This window comes from Kitasatospora sp. NPDC001261 (genome assembly GCF_042896795.1).
Lineage (GTDB): Bacteria > Actinomycetota > Actinomycetes > Streptomycetales > Streptomycetaceae > Kitasatospora.
In genome coordinates, this window is sequence record NZ_JBIAXP010000030.1 from 115,079 (window position 1) to 134,391 (window position 19,313).

Annotated in this window: 15 protein-coding genes; 8 read left to right on the forward strand and 7 right to left on the reverse strand. The window is 71.5% G+C overall.

What is annotated here, in order from left to right:
- Window position 1: 1 nt before the first annotated feature.
- The 4 genes from ACFY4B_RS33440 to ACFY4B_RS33455 all read right to left on the reverse strand — a co-directional run bounded on the left by ACFY4B_RS33440 (window position 2) and on the right by ACFY4B_RS33455 (window position 6,270).
- Complete coding sequence (locus tag ACFY4B_RS33440; protein WP_387974267.1) at window positions 2-1,522, reverse strand: ABC transporter ATP-binding protein; 1,521 nt, start codon at window positions 1,520-1,522, stop codon at window positions 2-4.
- A 350-nt stretch (window positions 1,523-1,872) separates the two neighbouring features.
- Window positions 1,873-2,937: a BMP family protein gene (locus ACFY4B_RS33445; protein WP_074003916.1), complete on the reverse strand. Its 1,065-nt coding sequence runs from the start codon at window positions 2,935-2,937 to the stop codon at window positions 1,873-1,875.
- A gap of 276 nt (window positions 2,938-3,213) precedes the next feature.
- The gene (locus ACFY4B_RS33450; RefSeq protein WP_079272373.1) at window positions 3,214-4,467 is read right to left on the reverse strand and encodes an amidohydrolase; all 1,254 of its coding nucleotides are present in this window, start codon (window positions 4,465-4,467) and stop codon (window positions 3,214-3,216) included.
- Window positions 4,468-4,680: 213 nt separating this feature from the next.
- Window positions 4,681-6,270 (reverse strand): methylmalonyl-CoA mutase, encoded by a 1,590-nt coding sequence (locus ACFY4B_RS33455; RefSeq protein WP_387974249.1) that lies wholly within the window; start codon window positions 6,268-6,270, stop codon window positions 4,681-4,683.
- Between the two features lie 136 nt (window positions 6,271-6,406).
- Between ACFY4B_RS33455 and ACFY4B_RS33460 the strand changes: the two genes are divergently transcribed.
- The 6 genes from ACFY4B_RS33460 (at window position 6,407) to ACFY4B_RS33485 (ending at window position 11,703) form a co-directional block, all read left to right on the forward strand.
- Window positions 6,407-7,162, forward strand: coding sequence for an SDR family oxidoreductase (locus tag ACFY4B_RS33460; RefSeq protein ID WP_387830571.1), 756 nt, complete (start codon window positions 6,407-6,409; stop codon window positions 7,160-7,162).
- 280 nt (window positions 7,163-7,442) lie between these two features.
- Window positions 7,443-7,928 (forward strand): 2-oxo-4-hydroxy-4-carboxy-5-ureidoimidazoline decarboxylase, encoded by a 486-nt coding sequence (locus ACFY4B_RS33465; RefSeq protein ID WP_387974270.1) that lies wholly within the window; start codon window positions 7,443-7,445, stop codon window positions 7,926-7,928.
- 327 nt (window positions 7,929-8,255) lie between these two features.
- Window positions 8,256-8,636 carry a succinate dehydrogenase, cytochrome b556 subunit gene (gene sdhC / locus ACFY4B_RS33470; RefSeq protein WP_074003919.1) on the forward strand — a complete coding sequence of 127 codons (381 nt, stop codon included), beginning with the start codon at window positions 8,256-8,258 and terminating at the stop codon, window positions 8,634-8,636.
- Between the two features lie 8 nt (window positions 8,637-8,644).
- Window positions 8,645-9,136: a succinate dehydrogenase, hydrophobic membrane anchor protein gene (gene sdhD / locus ACFY4B_RS33475; RefSeq protein ID WP_049649183.1), complete on the forward strand. Its 492-nt coding sequence runs from the start codon at window positions 8,645-8,647 to the stop codon at window positions 9,134-9,136.
- A 51-nt stretch (window positions 9,137-9,187) separates the two neighbouring features.
- Window positions 9,188-10,930, forward strand: coding sequence for a succinate dehydrogenase flavoprotein subunit (gene sdhA / locus ACFY4B_RS33480; protein ID WP_049649182.1), 1,743 nt, complete (start codon window positions 9,188-9,190; stop codon window positions 10,928-10,930).
- Window positions 10,930-11,703: a succinate dehydrogenase iron-sulfur subunit gene (locus tag ACFY4B_RS33485; RefSeq protein ID WP_049649181.1), complete on the forward strand. Its 774-nt coding sequence runs from the start codon at window positions 10,930-10,932 to the stop codon at window positions 11,701-11,703. The genes sdhA and ACFY4B_RS33485 overlap by 1 nt, the downstream gene beginning before the upstream one ends.
- A 74-nt stretch (window positions 11,704-11,777) precedes the next feature.
- Here the strand turns inward: ACFY4B_RS33485 and ACFY4B_RS33490 are convergent, their stop codons facing one another.
- The gene (locus tag ACFY4B_RS33490) at window positions 11,778-12,035 is read right to left on the reverse strand and encodes an SCO4848 family membrane protein (protein WP_049649180.1); all 258 of its coding nucleotides are present in this window, start codon (window positions 12,033-12,035) and stop codon (window positions 11,778-11,780) included.
- Window positions 12,036-12,171: 136 nt separating this feature from the next.
- On the opposite strand from ACFY4B_RS33490, the gene ACFY4B_RS33495 reads away from it, so the two are divergent.
- Window positions 12,172-13,359, forward strand: coding sequence for a D-alanyl-D-alanine carboxypeptidase family protein (locus tag ACFY4B_RS33495; RefSeq protein ID WP_375877440.1), 1,188 nt, complete (start codon window positions 12,172-12,174; stop codon window positions 13,357-13,359).
- Between the two features lie 27 nt (window positions 13,360-13,386).
- Here ACFY4B_RS33495 and ACFY4B_RS33500 read toward each other — a convergent pair whose 3' ends face one another.
- Entirely contained in the window at window positions 13,387-14,412 is a 1,026-nt protein-coding gene (locus ACFY4B_RS33500) for a YihY/virulence factor BrkB family protein (RefSeq protein ID WP_387974252.1), read from the reverse strand.
- Between the two features lie 47 nt (window positions 14,413-14,459).
- Entirely contained in the window at window positions 14,460-15,458 is a 999-nt protein-coding gene (locus ACFY4B_RS33505) for a glycosyltransferase family 2 protein (RefSeq protein ID WP_117488177.1), read from the reverse strand.
- Window positions 15,459-15,592: 134 nt separating this feature from the next.
- Here ACFY4B_RS33505 and ACFY4B_RS33510 point away from each other — a divergent pair, with 134 nt between their 5' ends.
- Window positions 15,593-19,165: a CDP-glycerol glycerophosphotransferase family protein gene (locus tag ACFY4B_RS33510; RefSeq protein WP_387974255.1), complete on the forward strand. Its 3,573-nt coding sequence runs from the start codon at window positions 15,593-15,595 to the stop codon at window positions 19,163-19,165.
- Window positions 19,166-19,313: the final 148 nt, after the last annotated feature.

A 19,313-nucleotide genomic window follows, 5' to 3' on the forward strand; every position in this document is an offset into this window, starting at 1 on the left:
GTTACTCCCCCGCCTGCGGGTCGTCGGCGGTGTCGGTGGGCTGGTGCCCGGCCTCGGTGCCCTCGGCCGCGACGGCCTGCGCCTCGGCGACGGCCTCCGGCTCGGACTCCAGGTGGCCGCTGGCGGCACCGGTCATCGCGGTACCGAGGTCCTCGGCGGTGACGGTGGCCGGGTCGGCGTCGGCGACCAGGCGGCCGCGGTAGATGACCCGGATGGTGTCGGACAGGCCGATCAGCTCGTCCAGGTCCGCGGAGATCAGCAGGACGGCCAGGCCGGCCCGCTGGGCGACCCGGATGTGCTCCCAGATCTGCGCCTGCGCGCCGACGTCCACGCCACGGGTGGGGTGGGCGGCGATCAGGAGCTTGGGCTGGTGGCTCATCTCGCGGCCGATGATCAGCTTCTGCTGGTTGCCGCCGGAGAGCGAGGCCGCGGTGACCTCGATGCCGGGGGTGCGGACGTCGTACTCCTCGACGATCCGCCAGGTGTCCGTCCGGGCGGCGGCCGGGTCCAGCAGCAGGCCCTTGGAGTTGGGCGCCTCGGTGACGTGGCCGAGGATGCGGTTCTCCCAGAGCGGGGCCTCCAGCAGCAGGCCGTGCTTGTGGCGGTCCTCGGGGATGTAGCCGATGCCGGCCTCGCGGCGGGCCCGGGTCAGGGTGCCGGAGAGGTCCTTGCCGTCCAGGGTGACGGTGCCGGCGTTCAGCGTCAGCATGCCCATGACGGCCTCGACCAGCTCGGCCTGGCCGTTGCCCTCGACACCGGCGATGCCGAGGATCTCGCCCTTGCGGATGCGCAGCGAGATGTCGTCCAGGACGACGCGCTCGATGCCCTCGGCGTCGGTCTTGGCGATCCGCAGGCCCTCGACGTCGAGCATCACGGTGTCGGTGACGGTCGACTCGCGGCTCTCCGGGGAGGGCAGCTCGGCGCCGACCATCAGCTCGGCGAGCTGGCGGGCGGTGACGGCCTTCGGGTCGGCGTCGCCGACCGTGGTGCCGCGCCGGATGACGCTGATCGCGTCGGCCACCGCGAGCACCTCGTGCAGCTTGTGCGAGATGAAGATGACGGTGACGCCCTCGGACTTGAGGTCCCGCAGGTTGTCGAACAGCGCGTCGACCTCCTGCGGGACGAGCACGGCCGTGGGCTCGTCCAGGATCAGGATCTTGGCGCCGCGGTACAGCACCTTGAGGATCTCGACGCGCTGGCGGTCGGCGACGCCGAGGTCCTCGACCAGGGCGTCCGGGCGCACGCCCAGGCCGTACTGGTCGGAGATCTCCTTGATCTTCGCCTTCGCCTTGGCGCCGATGCCGTGGAGCTTCTCGCCGCCGAGGACGACGTTCTCCCACACCGTGAGGTTGTCGGCGAGCATGAAGTGCTGGTGCACCATGCCGATGCCGCGGGAGATGGCGTCGCCGGGGGTGTGGAACTCGCACAGCTCGCCGTTGATCGCGATGGTGCCCTCGTCCGGCTTCTGCATGCCGTAGAGGATCTTCATCAGCGTCGACTTGCCGGCGCCGTTCTCACCCATCAGGGCGTGCACGGTGCCGGTGCGGACGGTCAGGTTGATGTCGTGGTTGGCCACGACACCCGGGAAGCGCTTGGTGATGCCGCGCAGCTCGACGGCCGGTGTCGCCGTCCCCGCGCTGGGGGTGCCGTCCTCGCGCGGGGGGACGGGGTCGGATGCGGTGATGGCGATCTCCTGGTGGTCTGGAGGCGCGTCGTTGCGCTGGGAGGGCCAAGGGGGAACATGGGGAGACGGAACAGGGCCCGGGGGTACGCGTTGAGCGCACCCTGCCGGGCCCCTCCCGTGAACTGTGTCGTGTTGCGTCGCGCTGCCGGGCAGGCGGCAGGCGCTGCGGCGTCCGGGACGCGCGGGCCTTACTGGCCGGCCGGCGCGGTCGGGATCGTGGTGGCGCCGGACTTGATCGCGTCGGCGGCGGCCTTCAGCTTGTCCTGGATGTCGTCGATCTTGCCGCCGGTGGTGGCGAGCGAGACGCCGTCGGCCTTCAGGTCGAACAGCTTGATGCCGGTCGGGGTCTGGCCCTGCTTGACCGACTGGACGTACGAGAACACCGCGGTGTCGACGTTCTTGACCATCGAGGTCAGGATGCTGTTCTTGTACTTCGCCAGGGCCGGCTGGCTGGCCTGGTCGGAGTCGACACCGATGGCCCAGGCGCCCTGCTTGTTGGCGACGGCCTCGATGGCGCCGTTGCCGGAGGAGCCGGCGGCGGTGTAGATGACGTCCGCGCCCTTGTCGAGCTGGCCCTGGGCGGACTCCTTGCCCTTGTCGGGCGAGGCGAAGCCGGTGAAGTCCGGCGGGGTGCTCAGGTAGGTGGTCTCGACCGTGATGTTCGGGTCGACGGACTTCACACCCGCCTTGTAACCGGCCTCGAACTTCTTGATCAGCTCGGACTGCACACCGCCGATGAAGCCGACGTGCTTGGCCTTCGACTTGTTCGCGGCGGCGACACCGGCCAGGTACGAACCCTCCTGCTCGGCGAAGAGCAGCGAGGTGACGTTGGCCGGCTGGTCCTTGTCGTTCGAGTCGATGATCGCGAACTTCACGTTCGGGTTGTCCTTGGCGACCTTGTTGACGGCCGGCTGGTAGACGAAGCCGACCGCGACGATCGTCTTGTAGCCCGCGTCGATCAGGTTCTTGAGACGGGTCTCCTTGTCGGCCTCGGCCTCGCCCTGCTTGGCCTCGGCCTCGGTCACGGAGACGCCCAGCTCGGACTTGGCCTTGTCGAGGCCACGGGCGGCGGAGTCGTTGAACGACTGGTCGCCGCGGCCGCCGATGTCGTAGGCCATGCCGACCTTGAGCGAACCGTCGCCCGAGCCGGCGGAGGAGGAGTTGTCGGTGCTCTTTGCGCCGCAAGCGGCGAGCGAGGCCATGCCCAGGGAACCCGAGAGCACAACCGCGGCGAGCTTCATTGAACGGCGCAAGGGGATATCTCCTTCTACACGCAACCGTTTGGCGTGGTCGGTCGCCACCGTAACGCGCGTAGAACACGGTTGTGTTACGGGGTGCCAGAGCGTTCGGGTTGTTATCAAACCGTGGTCTGATGTTCTTCCTGAGGCTCTATCCCATGCGCGGACGGTGATCCGAGGTCGGTGCGGCCCAGTTTACGGAACCGTTCCGGACCCCCCGGATCCGACCGTTCCGCTTCACCCGCGCCGCCCCCGGAGCCGTCACCCCGCCCCGCCGCGCCCGGCCCGCCGTCAGCTGCCGTCCGCCTCCAGGGCCAGCGCCGAGAACAGCTCCACCCCGATGCCGATCGCCCGCTCGTCCACGTCGAACCGGCCCTGGTGGAGGTCCCGGACGGTGGCGTCGCCGGGCGCCCGGACACCGAGCCGGGCCAGCGCGCCCGGGGCGTGCTCCAGGTACCAGGAGAAGTCCTCGCCGCCCAGGCTCTGCTCGGTTCCCTCGACCACCTGGGCCCCGTCCGCGCCGAAGCGGGCGTTCATCGCCTCGTCCAACCGCGCGACCGAGACCGCCTCGTTGACCACCGGCGGCACCCCGCGGTGGTAGTCCAGCGTCCACTTGGCCCGGTAGGTCTCGGACACCTTGGCGATCAGCTCGTGCAGCAGGTCCGGCGCCTCGCGCCAGCCGTCCAGCTCCAGGCAGCGGACGGTGCCCTCCAGTTCGGCGTGCTGCGGGATGACGTTGGGCGCGGAGCCGGAGGCGATCCGCCCCCAGACCAGGCTGACGCCCCAGCGCGGGTCCATCCGGCGGGCCAGCGCGCCCGGGAGGTCGGCGGCCATCCTGGCGACCGCGGTGACCAGATCGGTGGTCAGGTGCGGACGGGCGGTGTGCCCGCCGGGGCCGTCCAGGTGGAGCACCAGGCGGTCGCAGGCCGAGGTGATCGCCCCGACCCGCAGCGCGATCCGGCCGACCTCCACCTTGGGGTCGCAGTGCACCGCGAAGATCCGCCCGACGCCCGCCATCCCGCCGGCCTTGATCACGTCCAGCGCGCCGCCCGGCATGACCTCCTCGGCGGGCTGGAACACCAGCCGGACGGGCCGGCGCAGCTCGCCGGTGCGGACGGCCTCCGCCAGCACCAGGCCGGTGCCGAGCACCACCGAGGTGTGCACGTCGTGGCCGCAGGCGTGGGCCCGGCCGGGGACGGTGGAGCGGTACGGCACATCGGTCTTGGCGTCGTCGATCGGCAGCGCGTCGATGTCGGCGCGGAAGGCCAGGAACTCCGTCCCCGGCGTGGTGCCGGGCGGGACGATGTCGACGAGCATGCCGGTGCCGCCGGGCAGCACCCGGGGTTCGAGGCCGGCGGCCACCAGACGGTCGCGCAGCAGCCCGGTGGTTCGGAACTCCTGGCGGCCCAGCTCCGGGTGCCGGTGCAGATCACGACGGAAGGCGATCAGCTCGGGCTCCAGCGCCCGGACCCGGTCGCGCAGATCGGCGGCGGGGCGTACGGCGGCCAGAGTGGCGCCCGACTGAGCGGGCTCAGGACGGTTCATCTCGCCAATCGTAGGCCTGTTGGGGGGATTTGGCCCGACTTCCGGAAAACTAGTCCCCGGATGGGCGCATACCGGCCGGACACGTGGGTATGACATCTTGTTTCAGCCGCCTTCCCCGGGTTGCGTGCCCTGTGCAACGATCCCCCGGGCCGGCGGTCACGGCCGTCAACCCCCCTGACGGCACCGGCGGGTTGACGGCAGTTCAGCTGGCGGTCAGAAGCGCTCCACCGGGGCGTACGTCCCCCACACCCCGCGCAGCGCGTCGCACACCTCGCCGACGGTGGCCCGGGCGGCCAGCGCCTCCTTCATCGGGTACAGCACGTTCCCCGTCCCCTCGGCGGTGCGGCGCAGCCCGTCCAGCGCCCGGGTGACGGCGCCGGCCGAGCGCTCGGCCCGCAGCCGGGCCAGCCGCCGCGCCTGCCGCTCCTCGATCGCCGGGTCCACCCGCAGCGGCTGGTACGGCTCCTCCGTGTCCGACCGGAAGCGGTTGACCCCGACCACGGTCCGCTCCCCGGAGTCGGTCTCCTGCTGGAGCCGGTAGGCGGTGCGCTCGATCTCGCCCTTCTGGTAGCCGCGTTCGATCGCGGCCACCGCGCCGCCCTGCTCCTCGATCCGGTCCATCAGCGCCCGCGCGGCGGCCTCCACCCCGTCGGTGAGCGACTCGACGGCGTAGGAGCCGGCGAACGGGTCGACGGTGGCCGTCACGTCGGTCTCGTACGCGAGCACCTGCTGGGTGCGCAGGGCGAGCCGGGCGGCCTTCTCGGTGGGCAGCGCGATCGCCTCGTCGAAGCCGTTGGTGTGCAGCGACTGGGTGCCGCCGAGCACCGCGGCGAGCGCCTGGACGGTGACCCTGGCCAGGTTGACCTCGGGCTGCTGGGCGGTGAGCTGCACCCCCGCGGTCTGGGTGTGGAAGCGCAGCATCTGCGAGCGCGGGTCCCGGGCGCCGAATCCGTCCCGCATGATTCTGGCCCAAATCCTGCGTGCGGCGCGGAACTTGGCCACTTCCTCCAACAGGGTCGTGCGGGCCACGAAGAAGAACGAGAGCCGGGGGGCGAAGTCGTCCACGGCCATCCCGGCGGCGAGCGCGGTACGGACGTAGGCGATGCCGTTGGCCAGGGTGAAGGCGACCTCCTGCGCGGGATCGGCCCCGGCCTCGGCCATGTGGTAGCCGGAGATCGAGATGGTGTTCCAGCGCGGGACCTCGGCCCGGCAGTAGCGGAACACGTCGGCGGCCAGCCGCAGCGAGGGCTCCGGCGGGAAGATGTAGGTGCCGCGGGCGATGTACTCCTTCAGCACGTCGTTCTGGACCGTCCCGGTGAGCGCCGACGGCGCCACCCCCTGGGCCTCGCCGACCAGTTGGTAGAGGAGCAGGAGCAGCGCGGCGGGCGCGTTGACGGTCATCGAGGTGGACACCCCGCCGAGCGGGATGCCGTCGAACAGCACCGCCATGTCCTCGACGCTGTCCACGGCGACGCCCACCCGGCCGACCTCCCCGGCGGCGAGCGGCGCGTCCGAGTCGTAGCCCATCTGGGTGGGCAGGTCGAAGGCGACCGAGAGGCCGGTGCCGCCGCCCGCGATCAGCTGCCGGTAGCGGGCGTTGGACTCGGCGGCGGTGCCGAAGCCCGCGTACTGGCGCATCGTCCACGGGCGGCCGGTGTACATCGTCGGGTAGACGCCCCGGGTGAAGGGGTACTCCCCCGGCCGGCCCAGCCGGGCGTCGGCGTCCCAGCCGGCCGGCGACCCGGGGCCGTACACCGGCTCGATCTCGAAGCCGGACTCGGCGCGGCGCGGCTCGGCTGCCATGGGGGCCCTCCGGGGCTGGGGGAACGGGGTCCTCGCACTATCGGGCTCCCCGCCGTGCGGGAGGCGACCGGCCCGCCGGAGCGCCGGTGCGGTTGAGATGATCGGGTGAACGACCGATGAGCCCCAGGGAGTGGCAATGACCGAGCAGAAGGTGGCCGTGGTCACCGGTGCCAGCAGCGGAATCGGCGCGGCGACCGCCCGCCGGCTGGCCGCCGAGGGCTTCGACGTGGTGCTGACCGCCCGCCGCACCGAGCGCGTCGAGGCGCTGGCCAAGGAGATCGCCGACCGGGGCGGCTCCGCCCGGGCCGTCACCCTGGACGTCACCGACCGGGCCGCGGTGGACGCCTTCGCGGCCGCCGTCGGCCGGGTGGACGTCCTGGTGAACAACGCCGGCGGCGCGATCGGCGCCGAGACCGTCGAGCACGGCGACCCGGCCGACTGGCGGGCCATGTACGAGGTGAACGTGCTCGGCGTGCTGCAGGTGACCCAGGCCCTGCTGCCGGCCCTGCGGGCGACCGGCGACGGCACGGTCCTGGTGCTCTCCTCGACCGCCGCGCTGGCCGCGTACGAGGGCGGCGGCGGGTATGTCGCCGCCAAGCACGCCGCGCACACCATCGCCGCCACGCTGCGGCTGGAGCTGTGCGGGGAGCCGATCCGGGTGATCGAGATCGCCCCCGGCATGGTGAAGTCCGAGGGCTTCGCGGTCACCCGCTTCCGCGGCGACGAGGAGAAGGCCGCCGCGGTGTACGCGGGCGTGGCCGAACCGCTCACCTCGGAGGACATCGCGGACACCGTGGCGTGGGCGGTCACCCGGCCCTCGCACGTGAACATCGACCTGCTGGTGGTCCGGCCGAGGGCGCAGGCCGCCAACCACAAGGTCCACCGCGACTGAGCCCGGGAACGGGCGGGGAGGGCGCTGACGTGCAGGTGTCAACGTCACAACTTGATAGCTCGTCCGGATGAATTCGGCGCGCGCCCTCCCCAACTGATGACCGCTCAACTACCTTTGAGGCGCTGAACGACCGGCGCTCGCGCGCCCCTCGGCAGCCCCCATCCCACCTGCGCACCACCCCGTTCCACCGGCACCTTCCCGCCCTCACGAGGAGGACCCGCTGGCCAGCGACATCCCGTCACAGCGGCTCGACGTCAGAACAGAGCCGACCCTCCTCGGGCTGCACCGCTTCAACGAAGCCGACGCCGGCGCCGCCGAGGAGGCCCTCCTGGCCTGCTGCGGCAGCCACCGCTGGGCCCTGCGCCTGACCGCGCACCGGCCCTACCCCGACATCGAGTCCCTGCTGGCCGCCGCCAGCGAGGCCTCCTACGACCTCCGACCGGCCGACCTCACCGAGGCCCTGGCGGACGAGAGCTGGATGCCGCAGCCCCTGCTCGGCATGCGGGCTCCCGGCAGCCAGGCCGCCCACACCGCGCTGCGGGCGGCGCACGCCGCGTACGAGGCCCGTTTCGGCCACGTCTTCGTGGTCTGCCTGGAAGGGGTCGCCCCGGAGGAGATGCTCGACACCGTGCTCTCCTCGATCCGCACCCGCCTCGCCAACGACCCGGACGAGGAGCGGCTGATCGCGTCCGACGAACTCCGCCGGATCGCCCTCACCCGACTGGAGCACCTGGTCGCCGCCCACCCGGAGACCGCGGCGCGCTGAGCCCGCATCACGCCCCCTCTTCACCCTGCCGGGTGACAACGATCACGAAACCGCCCGGACGAGTGAACCGACCCCGCCACCGGATCCGACCGCCGCGCCCCGCGCCCACCGACGCGGGGCGCGAGCTTGCCGTCACCCATCGTGATGACTCCGGGTTTGGTTCCCGCCCCACTAGGCCAGAAGTGCCTGATTGATCACACCTGGGGCCCCCGGAGGCGGTTCACGACAAGGCGTCGATAGGATGCTGGCGGCCGGTGGACCGTACCCGGCCGGGCTGACCGACACCGAAGCCGGCCGAGCCCCCAATCGCTTCCGGAGGGTTTTTCCGTGCCGGCTGGAACGCTGTACCGCGGCCGGGAAGGCATGTGGAGCTGGGTGGCTCATCGAGTCACCGGCGTCCTCATCTTCTTCTTCCTGTTCGCCCACGTCCTCGACACCGCCCTCGTGCGAGTGTCGCCGGAGTCCTACGACACCGTCATCCAGACGTACAAGACTCCGCTCGTGAACCTGATGGAGTACGGCCTGGTGGCCGCCATCCTGTTCCACGCCCTGAACGGCCTGCGCGTCGTCGCAGTGGACTTCTGGTCGAAGGGCCCGAAGTACCAGAAGCAGATGCTCTGGAGCGTCGTCGGCGTCTGGGTCGTCCTGATGGCCGGTTCCTTCTACGGGATCCTCCAGCACACGCTGATCTCCTGGTTCGGGAAGTGAGCCGAGACATGTCCACGGAATACTCCGACGCCATCGTCGTCCCCTCGAAGCAGGCGCACACCGGCAAGGGACTGGGCACCGGCAACCCGGCCGACGCGTTCGTCATCGAGCCTCCGCGCAAGCGGACCACGAAGACCCCGCGTCGCACCCGCACCAACTTCGAGATGCTGGCCTGGCTCTTCATGCGCCTGTCCGGTGTCGTTCTGGTCGTGCTGATCCTCGGCCACCTGCTGATCATGCTGGTGCTCGACGGCGGCGTCTCCAAGATCGGCTTCGCCTTCGTGGCCGGCCGCTGGGCCTCGCCGTTCTGGCAGGGCTGGGACCTCCTGATGCTCTGGCTCGCCATGCTGCACGGCGCCAACGGCATGCGTCAGGTCATCAACGACTATGCCGAGAAGGACTCGACCCGGCTCTGGCTCAAGGGGCTCATGGGTACCGCCACGGTCTTCACCGTGCTGCTCGGCACCCTGGTGATCTTCACCTTCGACCCCAACATCTGAGCCGCGAGCACCATCGACCATCGGCAGAGGCCAGAGGCGAGTTAACCCCCCATGCAGATTCACCAGTACGACACCGTCATCGTCGGCGCCGGCGGCGCCGGCATGCGCGCGGCCATCGAGTCGACGCAGCGCAGCCGCACCGCCGTCCTGACCAAGCTCTACCCGACCCGGTCCCACACCGGCGCGGCCCAGGGCGGCATGTGCGCCGCCCTGGCCAACGTCGAGGAGGACAACTGGGAGTGGCACACCTTCGACACGGTCAAGGGTGGTGACTACCTGGTCGACCAGGACGCCGCCGAGATCATGTGCAAGGAGGCCATCGACGCCGTCCTCGACCTGGAGAAGATGGGTCTGCCCTTCTCCCGCACCGAGCAGGGCCGGATCGACCAGCGCCGCTTCGGCGGCCACTCCCGCAACCACGGCGAGGCCCCGGTCCGCCGCTCGTGCTACGCGGCCGACCGCACCGGCCACATGATCCTCCAGACGCTGTTCCAGAACTGCGTCAAGCACGGCGTCGAGTTCTTCAACGAGTACTACGTCCTCGACCTGCTGATCAACGAGGGCAAGACGGCCGGCGTCGTCGCGTACGAGCTGGCCACCGGCGAGATCCACGTCTTCCAGGCCAAGTCGGTCGTGTTCGCCTCCGGCGGCACCGGCAAGTTCTTCAAGGTCTCCTCCAACGCCCACACCCTCACCGGTGACGGCCAGGCCCTGGTCTACCGCCGCGGCCTGCCGCTGGAGGACATGGAGTTCTTCCAGTTCCACCCGACGGGCATCTGGCGCATGGGCATCCTGCTCACCGAGGGCGCCCGCGGCGAGGGCGGCATCCTGCGCAACAAGGACGGCGAGCGCTTCATGGAGCGCTACGCCCCCGTCATGAAGGACCTCGCGTCCCGTGACGTCTGCTCCCGCGCGATCTACACCGAGATCCGCGAAGGCCGCGGCTGCGGTCCGGACGGCGACCACGTCTACCTGGACCTGACCCACCTGCCGCCGGAGCAGCTGGACGCCAAGCTGCCGGACATCACCGAGTTCGCGCGCACCTACCTCGGCATCGAGCCCTACACGGACCCGATCCCGATCCAGCCCACCGCGCACTACGCCATGGGCGGCATCCCGACCAACGTCGAGGGTGAGGTCCTGCGCAACAACACCGACATCGTCCCGGGCCTGTACGCGGCCGGCGAGGTCGCCTGCGTGTCCGTGCACGGCGCCAACCGCCTGGGCACCAACTCGCTGCTGGACATCAACGTGTTCGGCCGTCGCGCGGGCATCGCCGCCGCCGACTACGCCAACGCGAACGGCTTCGTCGAGCTGCCCGAGAACCCGGCCGAGAAGGTCCAGGCCCTGGTCGACGGCCTGCGCGAGGGCACCGGCACCGAGTCCGTGGGGCAGATCCGCAAGGAGCTGCAGGAGACCATGGACACCAACGCCATGGTGTACCGCACCGGCGCCACCCTGAAGCAGGCGGTCGAGGACATCGCCGCGCTGAAGGAGCGCTACAAGAACGTCTCCATCCAGGACAAGGGCTTCCGCTACAACACGGACCTCCTGGAGGCCGTCGAGCTGGGCAACCTGCTCGACCTGGCCGAGGTGCTGGCCGTCTCCGCGCTGGCCCGCGAGGAGTCCCGCGGCGGCCACTACCGCGAGGACTTCCCGACCCGTGACGACGTGAAGTTCATGCAGCACACCATGGCGTACCAGGAGGTCGCCGCCGACGGCAGCACCTCCATCCGCCTCGACTACAAGCCGGTCGTCACGACCCGCTACCAGCCGATGGAGCGTAAGTACTGATGAGCACTCCGACCGTGGAGAAGCACTCGGCCGCTCTGGACGCGGTCGAAGCCGGTGCCGTCCAGCCGATCACCGTCACCGTCCGGATCCGCCGGTTCAACCCGGAGGAGCACCCGGACCCGGTGTGGGTCGACTACCAGCTGACGATGGACCCGAAGGAGCGCATCCTCGACGCGCTCAACAAGATCAAGTGGGAGCAGGACGGCACCCTCACCTACCGCCGTTCCTGCGCCCACGGCATCTGCGGCTCCGACGCCATGCGGATCAACGGCCGCAACCGGCTGGCGTGCAAGACCCTGATCAAGGACGTCAACCCGGAGAAGCCGATCACGATCGAGGCCATCAAGGGCCTCACGGTCCTCAAGGACCTGGTCGTGGACATGGACCCGTTCTTCCAGGCGTACAAGGACGTCATGCCGTTCCTCATCACCAAGGGGAACGAGCCGACCCGCGAGCGCCTGCAGTCCGCCGAGGACCGCGAGCGCTTCGACGACACCACCAAGTGCATCCTGTGCGCCGCGTGCACGTCGTCCTGCCCGGTGTTCTGGAACGACGGCCAGTACTTCGGCCCGGCCGCCATCGTCAACGCGCACCGCTTCATCTTCGACTCGCGCGACGAGGGTGCCGAGCAGCGCCTGGAGATCCTCAACGACCGTGAGGGCGTGTGGCGCTGCCGCACCACCTTCAACTGCTCGGAGGCCTGCCCGCGCGGCATCGAGGTCACCAAGGCGATCCAGGAAGTGAAGCGGGCCCTGGTGACCCGCCGCTTCTGATCCCACCCGCCACACCGGAGGCCCCCGCCCGATCCTCGGATCGGGCGGGGGCCTTCGCGTTGCCGTCCTCCGGGTCAGTCGGTGGCCGGGGTGCGGCGGGTGGCGCGCAGGCCGCGCAGGCCGATGGCGCCGACCGCGATGCCGAGGGCGAAGGAGGTGACGGCGAGGAGGAGGTGGACCCAGAAGAAGGCGGTGGGCTGGGAGTGGTCGCCGTTGGTGAAGGCCTGGCCGCCGGAGTCCTTCCAGAGGTTCTTCACGAAGGTCGTCCAGATGATGATCGACCAGACCCCGAAGGCGGTCAGGAACCAGGAGGTGCGACGGCTGAGCTTCATGGGGGTCCTCGGCTTGTGAAGGCGGTGTGCGTCCCCAGTATGCGCGGGCCGCCGATCGGCGTACGGCGGGCCCCTCCTGCGGAGGACGGGCTCCGGGGGGAGGGCAGCGGGAGCCCCGAGTGGGTACGGTCAGCTGGTGCCCACACCCCGACTCACGTTCGCGCGCCTGTGCGCCGCGGTCACCGCGGCCCTCCCGGTCCTGCTCGCCGCCCCGGCGGGCGCGACCCCGCAGCAGCCGCCCCCGTCGGCCGCGGTCGGCGGCGAGCGGCTCGGGCTCCCCGGGGTCCAGGTCGCCCCGATGGCGGGTGCCCCGCCGCTGCCCTCCGACCTCACCGGCCAGTCCTGGATAGTCTCCGACGCGGCGTCGGGCGACGTGCTGGCGGCCAGCAACCCGCACCTGCGGCTGCCCCCGGCGAGCACCCTGAAGATCCTCTTCGCGGACACCGTGCTGCCCAAGTTCGACCGCAACGCGGTGCACCGGGTGGCCGACGAGGAGATCCAGGGGATCGGCCCCGGCAGCAGCCTGGTCGGCATCAAGGAGAACCTGGACTACCGGGTCGAGGACCTGTGGCGCGGGGTGTTCCTGAGCTCCGGCAACGACGCGGTGCACGTCCTGTCGCACATGAACGGCGGCGTCCAGCAGACCGTCACCGAGATGCAGGCGCGCGCCGACGCGCTCCAGGCCCGGGACACCAGGGTGATCTCCCCGGACGGCTACGACATGGACGGCCAGGTCTCCTCGGCCTACGACCTGTCGCTGTTCGCCCGGGCCGGCCTGCGCAACGCGGACTTCCGGACGTACTGCGCCACCCGGGACGCGATGTTCCCGGGCGCCGTCGACCGGAACACCGGCCAGCGCGGCAGCTTCGGGATCGCCAACACCGACCGGCTGCTGGGCAAGTACCCCGGCCTGATCGGGGTGAAGAACGGCACCACCACCAACGCCGGCTCGACCTTCGTCGGCGCCGCCGAGCGCGACGGCCGCACCCTGCTGGTGACGGTGATGCACCCGGCCAGCTACCAGCGGGTGTACGACGAGACGGCCGCCCTGCTGGACTGGGGCTTCGCCGCGGCGGGCAAGGTCCAGCCGGTCGGCAGGCTGGTCGACGAGCTCCCGCCCGCCGGCGCCGAGCCGACCGGCCAGGCCGGCGGCGCCGAGGGCACGCCCGCACCGCCGCCGCACCCCGCGGCCACCACCGCCCCGACGGCGGCGATGGGCACGCGCGGCGGGCTCGGCCTCGGCGGCTGGTCGGCCGTGGTGCTGGCCGGGGCCGCGGCCGGGTACGGCGCGCTGGTGCTGCTGCGGCGGCGCTCCGCCGGCTGACCCGCCGACGGGTGGGAGGGCTCGGCCTCAGTCCCGGGGCCGGGCCCTCCCCCCGCCCTCGTCCTCGCCCTCCCCGTTCTCCTGCTCCTTCTCCTTCTTCCGCTGCTCGGCCCGGGCGGCCCGCTCCACCGCGTCCGCCTCCGCCGCCGCCTCCGCCTCGTCGGCCGCCTCCAGCAGCGCCCGCCCGTGCGCCCTGGTCCGGTCCCGGGCGGCCACCGGGTCCGCCGTCGCCGTCCAGGCCACGCAGTACATCAGCAGCCGGGAGACGAAGTTGATCCACAGCAGCAGCGCCACCGGGGTGGCGAACGCCCCGTACAGGCTCCGTCCGGCGACCGAGCCCAGGTAGGAGGCGAGCAGCAGCTTCAGCAGTTCGAAGCCGACCGAGCCGATCAGCGCGGCCTGCACCAGGTCCCGCCGGCGCTGGTCGGTGATCCCGGGGAAGGGCGCCAGCAGGTAGGCGAAGAGCAGCATGTCGCACGCTATGGCGATCAGCACGCCGACCGCGGTCAGCAGGTACCCGCTGTTGAGGCCGATCGCGTCGGCGATCCGGCCGGCGAGCGTGGTGCCGGCGGCGGAGGTGGCCAGCGAGAACAGCGACACCAGGCCGAGGCCGGCCAGCACCGCCACGTCCCACCCCTTGCGCAGGACCGGGTTGCCCTCCTCCTGGGGCAGCTGCCACAGGTCGCGGATCGAGGTGCGCATGGTGTCCACCCAGCCGAGGCCGGAGACCAGCAGCAGCGCCCCGCCGACCAGCCCGACGGTGCCCGCGTTGGCCACCAGGGCGGGCAGGTTGAGCGCGTCCGAGAGCCCCGGCAGCTGGTCGGAGATGTGCTCCTGCAGCTCGTGGACCCGGCTGTCGCTCAGCGTCGCGGCGGCGACCGCCAGGCCCACCGTGAGCAGCGGGAAGAGCGCGAGGAAGCCGAAGAAGGTGACGGCGCCGGCCAGCCGGTTGCCCCGGGCGGCGGAGAAGTACTCGTACACCCGGTACGGGCGGCTGCGCAGCACCCGGGCCACGAGCGGGCCGACGACCGGCAGGCGGGTCAGGAAGTCCACCTACCGGTTATAGCCGGTCCGTCCCCCGAACGGGCGTCAGTTCGCGCTCAGCGCTTGACGAGTCGCCGGGCCTTGGCGAGGGCCCGGACGGCCTGGTAGGCCCCGTAGCGGCCGTGGCTGAGCAGCTCGGTGCGCACGCCGTCCACGCCGGCCGGCGGCCGGTAGCCGGCCGGGCGCAGCCGGGCGCAGTGCTCGGCGGCCCGGCGGAAGTACTCGCGGCGGTCGCCGGGCGGGACCCGGCCGGGCTTGGAGACCACGGTGTTGAGGTGGTGCAGCATCCGGCCGTAGACGACCGGGCGCCAGCGGTCCAGGTCGGGGCGGCCGTCGAGGAAGGCGAAGACCAGGTCGTACTGGGCGAACACGTCGAAGTGCTTGCGGCTGGCGGTGGCCAGGATGTTGCCGCCCTCCTGGCGCTGGCGGTAGTGCACGCCGACCTGGTCGAGCAGGGTGATCCGGGCGGCGGCGAGCAGCGCCGGGTACGTCCAGGGGGTGTCCTCGTAGTAGCCGGCCGGGAAGACCAGCCGCTGCTCGGTGATGAAATCACGGCGGTAGGCCTTGTTCCAGACGACCTGGAGCAGGTCGAGCAGGTCGGGGCGGGCGTCGAGGTCGAAGACGTCCGGGGAGGCGGCGCCGAAGACGTGCGCGGAGGCGGCCCGGGTGATCCGGCCGTCGGCGTAGGTGCGGGCGTAGTCGTAAACCAGGATGTCCGGGTCACCCGTGGCGGTGAGCCGCTCGTCGATGCTCTTCAGCAATCCGGGGGTCAGCGTGTCGTCGCTGTCGAGGAAGACCACGTAGTCCCCGGTGGCGACCTCCAGGCCGGCGTTGCGGGCCCGGCCGAGGCCGACGTTCTCCGGCAGGTGCAGCACCCGGACCCGGGCGTCGGCGGCGGCGGCCCCGTCCAGGATCGCGCCGCAGCCGTCCGGGGAGCGGTCGTCCACCGCGATCAGTTCGACGTCCGGGCCGTCCTGGCCGAGCACCGAATCGAGGCACTCGGCGAGGTAGTCCTGGACCTGGTACACGGGGACGATCACGCTGAAACGGGACACGGACCCAGCGTAGTGGTCCCCGGGTGGGCGAGGTCCCCGGAGGTAGGATCGGGGGCGCACGTACGCACCGATCCAAGTGCGGTCAGACCCCGTACGGGCTGCCACGCTCCTCCAGAGAAAGGCCTGCGTAGCCGATGGCTCCCCGCCTCTCCATCGTCGTCCCGATCTACAACGTCGAGCGCTACCTCGTCGAATGCCTCGACTCGATCGCCGCCCAGACCTTCACGGACTTCGAGTGCGTCATGGTCGACGACGGTTCGAAGGACGGCAGCGCGGCGCTCGCCGAGGCGTACGCGGCCCAGGACTCCCGGTTCCGGCTGGTCCGGCAGGTGAACAAGGGCCTCGGCGCGGCCCGCAACACCGGCATCCGGCACATCGACCCGGACTCCGAGTTCCTGTGCTTCGTGGACAGCGACGACTCGATGCCGCCGAGCGCGTACGAGCTGATGATCAACACGCTGGACGAGACCGGCTCGGACTTCTGCACCGGCAACGTGCTGCGCTTCCGCGCCGTGGGCTACTACCAGTCCGGCGGCCACCTGAAGCCGTTCAAGGAGACCAGGCTCAAGACCCACATCACCGAGATCCCGGCGCTGGTCACCGACCGCACCGCGTGGAACAAGGTGTACCGCCGCTCGTTCTTCGACGCGGCCGGCCTGCTCTACCCCGAGGGCATCCTCTACGAGGACGCGCCGGTCAGCGTGCCGCACCACTACCTGGCCAAGAGCGTGGACGTGCTCTCCGAGCCGATCTACCACTGGCGCGAGCGCGAGGTCGGCGAGATGTCGATCACGCAGATGCGCACCAACCCCAGGGGCCTGATCGACCGGGTCGCCTCGGTCGAGCTGGTCCGCGCCTGGCTGACGAAGCAGACCGAGCCGCGCTTCGCCGAGTACCTGCGCTCCTACGACGAGAACACCCTCGTCGAGGAGATCCCGATGTTCTTCTCGTCCCTCGTCGAAGGGGACAAGGAGTACCGGGACGCCTACCTCCAGCACGTCGGCCGGCTGCTCCGGTCGATCGGCGCCGAGCACGTCGCCCGGCTGCGCGCACCGCTGCGGCTGAAGTACCACCTGACCCTGTCCGGCCGGATGGACGAGCTGGTCGAGCAGATCACGTACGAGCGCGAGAGCGGCGGCGGTGTCCAGGCCCGCGGCCTGCTGCGCCCGTACGCCGACTACCCGTTCCTGCGCGGCGGGCGCAAGAGCGTGCCGGCCGGGGTGCTCAAGCTGGACAACTCGCTGGTGATCCGCAGCCGGCTGTACCGCAGCACCTGGGAGGACGGGAAGCTCCGGCTGACCGGGCACGCGTACCCGGAGCAGCTGGGCGCGGCCGGCAAGCACGACATGGTCCGCACCCTGGTGCTGCGCGAGGCCAAGGGCCGCCGGGTCATCGCGGTGCCGATGCGGACGACGTACAGCCCCGAGGCCACCGCGAGCTGCCACCACGACCTGTACAGCTGCGACTGGTCCGGCTTCACCGTGGCCATAGACCCGAAGAAGCTGAGGCACCGCGGCCAGTGGAAGGACGGCAACTGGCGCCTCCTGGTGGCCGGCGCGGGCAAGGGCGGGGTCTACAAGGGCCGGATCTCGGCCGGGTGGAGCGACAGCGCGCTGTACCTCCCGTCGCACTGGGTCGAGCCGGACGTGCGGATCGTGCCGTGGATCCGGGACAACTTCGTCTACCTCCGGGTGGAGACGGTCAAGGCCCGGGTGACCGGCCTGGCCGCCCACGGCGACCGGCTGGAGGTCTCGGGCGCGGCCCGCTCCGGCCCGAGCTTCGCCGGGGCGCGGCTGCGGCTCACCCACACCGAGTCGGACCGCCACCTGACCTTCCCGCTGGAGCTGGGCGCTCCGGTCGGCTCGCTCCAGCCGTTCACCGCGGCCTTCCCGGTCGCCGAGCTGACCGCCGTCCGCGAGGCCTGGGCCGAGCTGGACCCGGTGGCCGCCGAACGCAGCCGCGACCACTGGGACGGCGCGCTGCTGCTGGCCGACGGCAGCACCGTCCAGCTGGCCTGGGACGACCGCAACGCGCCCGAGCGGCTGCACCTGGCGCTGAACCCGCAGGCCCCGGTCGCCGAGCGCCGGGCGCTCTACTCCAAGCCCTCCCCCCACGGGCACCTCCAGTTCACCGACCAGGTGCTCCAGCCGCTGGTGGACGAGGTGTCCTCGCGCGGCGCCGACGGCTTCCTGCTGAGCGGCTCGTTCCCGCTGCCCGGCGCGCACCGCTGGGAGCTGGTGGTCCGTCACGAGTGGCGCGAGGAGGAGCACGCCTACCCGGTGGAGATCTCCGACGGCCGCTTCCGCACCGCGCTGCCCGCCGTGCCGACGGCCTCCTTCGCCGGCCGGGTGCCGCTCTCCCGGGGCACCTGGAACGTCGTCTTCCGCCCGGTCGGCGTGCCGGTGCCCGAACTGCCGGACGCCGCCGCGCTGGTGACCCCGGACTGCTTCGACGTCCTGCCGGTCGAGGTGGAGTCCCGCGGCAAGCGGATAGTGCTGGAGCGCCGCGACCACGACGCCCTGTCGTTGGAGTCGCACTCGGTGCTGCTGCCCGAGGAGCGGGCCGGCTACCGCCAGCGCCAGCTGCAGAGCGTGGACTACCCGGCCGCCCGCCGGCTGCCGGTGCGCGACACGGTGCTGTACCACACGGGCAAGTACGGCACGTACTCCGGCTCGCCCCGGGCGGTGCACGAGGAGCTGGTCCGCCGCGGCCTGTCGCTGGAGCACCTGTGGGGCAACGACGACATGCAGGCCGAGCTGCCGCAGAGCGCGACCGCGCTCCGGTACCGCAGCCCGGAGTGGTACGAGGCGCTGGCCACCGCCAAGTACGTCGTGGCCAGCACCCACCTGCCCGACTTCTTCGTCCGCCGCCCCGACCAGGTGGTCGTCCAGACCTGGCACGGCACCCCGCTGAAGCAGATCGGCTTCGACTTCGAGAAGGTCTGGTTCACCGACTCCAAGTACCTCAAGAGCCTGGCCCGGGAAGTCCCGAACTGGAGCCTGCTGGTGGCCGGCAACCGCTGGTCGGCCCCGGTGCTGCGGCGCGCCTTCGACTTCAAGGGCGAGATCCTGGAGAGCGGTTCGCCCCGCAACGACCTGCTGTTCGCGACCGACCGGGAGAAGACCGCCGAGCAGGTCCGGGAGCGGCTCGGCCTGCCCGAGGGCAAGAAGGTCGTGCTCTACGCGCCGACCTGGCGCGAGGACCGGCGCCGGCCGCAGGGCGGCTACCAGATCGACCTGCGGATCGACCTGGCGGCGGCCAGGGCCGCGCTCGGCGACGACCAGGTGCTGCTGGTGCGCCGGCACCACCTGATGTGCGGCCAGATCCCGGGCGCCGGCAACGGCTACATCTGGGACGTCGGCACCTACCCCGACATGGCGGAGCTGCTGCTGATCGCCGACGTCCTGGTGACCGACTACTCGGCGAGCGCGTTCGACTTCGCGTCGACCGGCAAGCCGATCGTGTTCTTCACCCACGACCTGGAGCACTACCGGGACAACCTGCGCGGCTTCAGCCTGAACTTCGAGGCCGAGGCACCCGGCCCGATGCCGGCCACCTCCGAGGAGCTCCTCTCGGTGCTCGGCCGGGTGGACGAGGTCGCGGCGAAGTACGCGGACCGGGCCGCCGCGTTCCGCGAGGCCTACTGCGACCTGGACGACGGCAAGGCCTCCGCCCGGGTGGTCGACGCGATGCTCCGCAAGGAGTAGCCACCGCGTACGATCCGGCGGGGGGGCCGGCCCCCCCCGGGGGGGGGGGCCCCGGGGGGGGGGGGGCGGGGGCCCCGAAAACCCCCAAAAACCAAAATTAAATGGGAATTGGGGGGGCGCGCAACCACAAAAACCCCCCCCGCGGCAA

Coding starts and splice junctions, on each gene's coding strand:
- sdhD (WP_049649183.1), top strand. CDS start 8,645: ATGTCCACGGAATACTCCGACGCCATCGTCGTCCCCTCGAAGCAGGCG.
- ACFY4B_RS33450 (WP_079272373.1), bottom strand. CDS start 4,467: ATGAACCGTCCTGAGCCCGCTCAGTCGGGCGCCACTCTGGCCGCCGTA.
- ACFY4B_RS33510 (WP_387974255.1), top strand. CDS start 15,593: ATGGCTCCCCGCCTCTCCATCGTCGTCCCGATCTACAACGTCGAGCGC.
- sdhA (WP_049649182.1), top strand. CDS start 9,188: ATGCAGATTCACCAGTACGACACCGTCATCGTCGGCGCCGGCGGCGCC.
- ACFY4B_RS33490 (WP_049649180.1), bottom strand. CDS start 12,035: ATGAAGCTCAGCCGTCGCACCTCCTGGTTCCTGACCGCCTTCGGGGTC.
- ACFY4B_RS33460 (WP_387830571.1), top strand. CDS start 6,407: ATGACCGAGCAGAAGGTGGCCGTGGTCACCGGTGCCAGCAGCGGAATC.
- ACFY4B_RS33455 (WP_387974249.1), bottom strand. CDS start 6,270: ATGGCAGCCGAGCCGCGCCGCGCCGAGTCCGGCTTCGAGATCGAGCCG.
- ACFY4B_RS33485 (WP_049649181.1), top strand. CDS start 10,930: ATGAGCACTCCGACCGTGGAGAAGCACTCGGCCGCTCTGGACGCGGTC.
- ACFY4B_RS33440 (WP_387974267.1), bottom strand. CDS start 1,522: ATGGGTGAGAACGGCGCCGGCAAGTCGACGCTGATGAAGATCCTCTAC.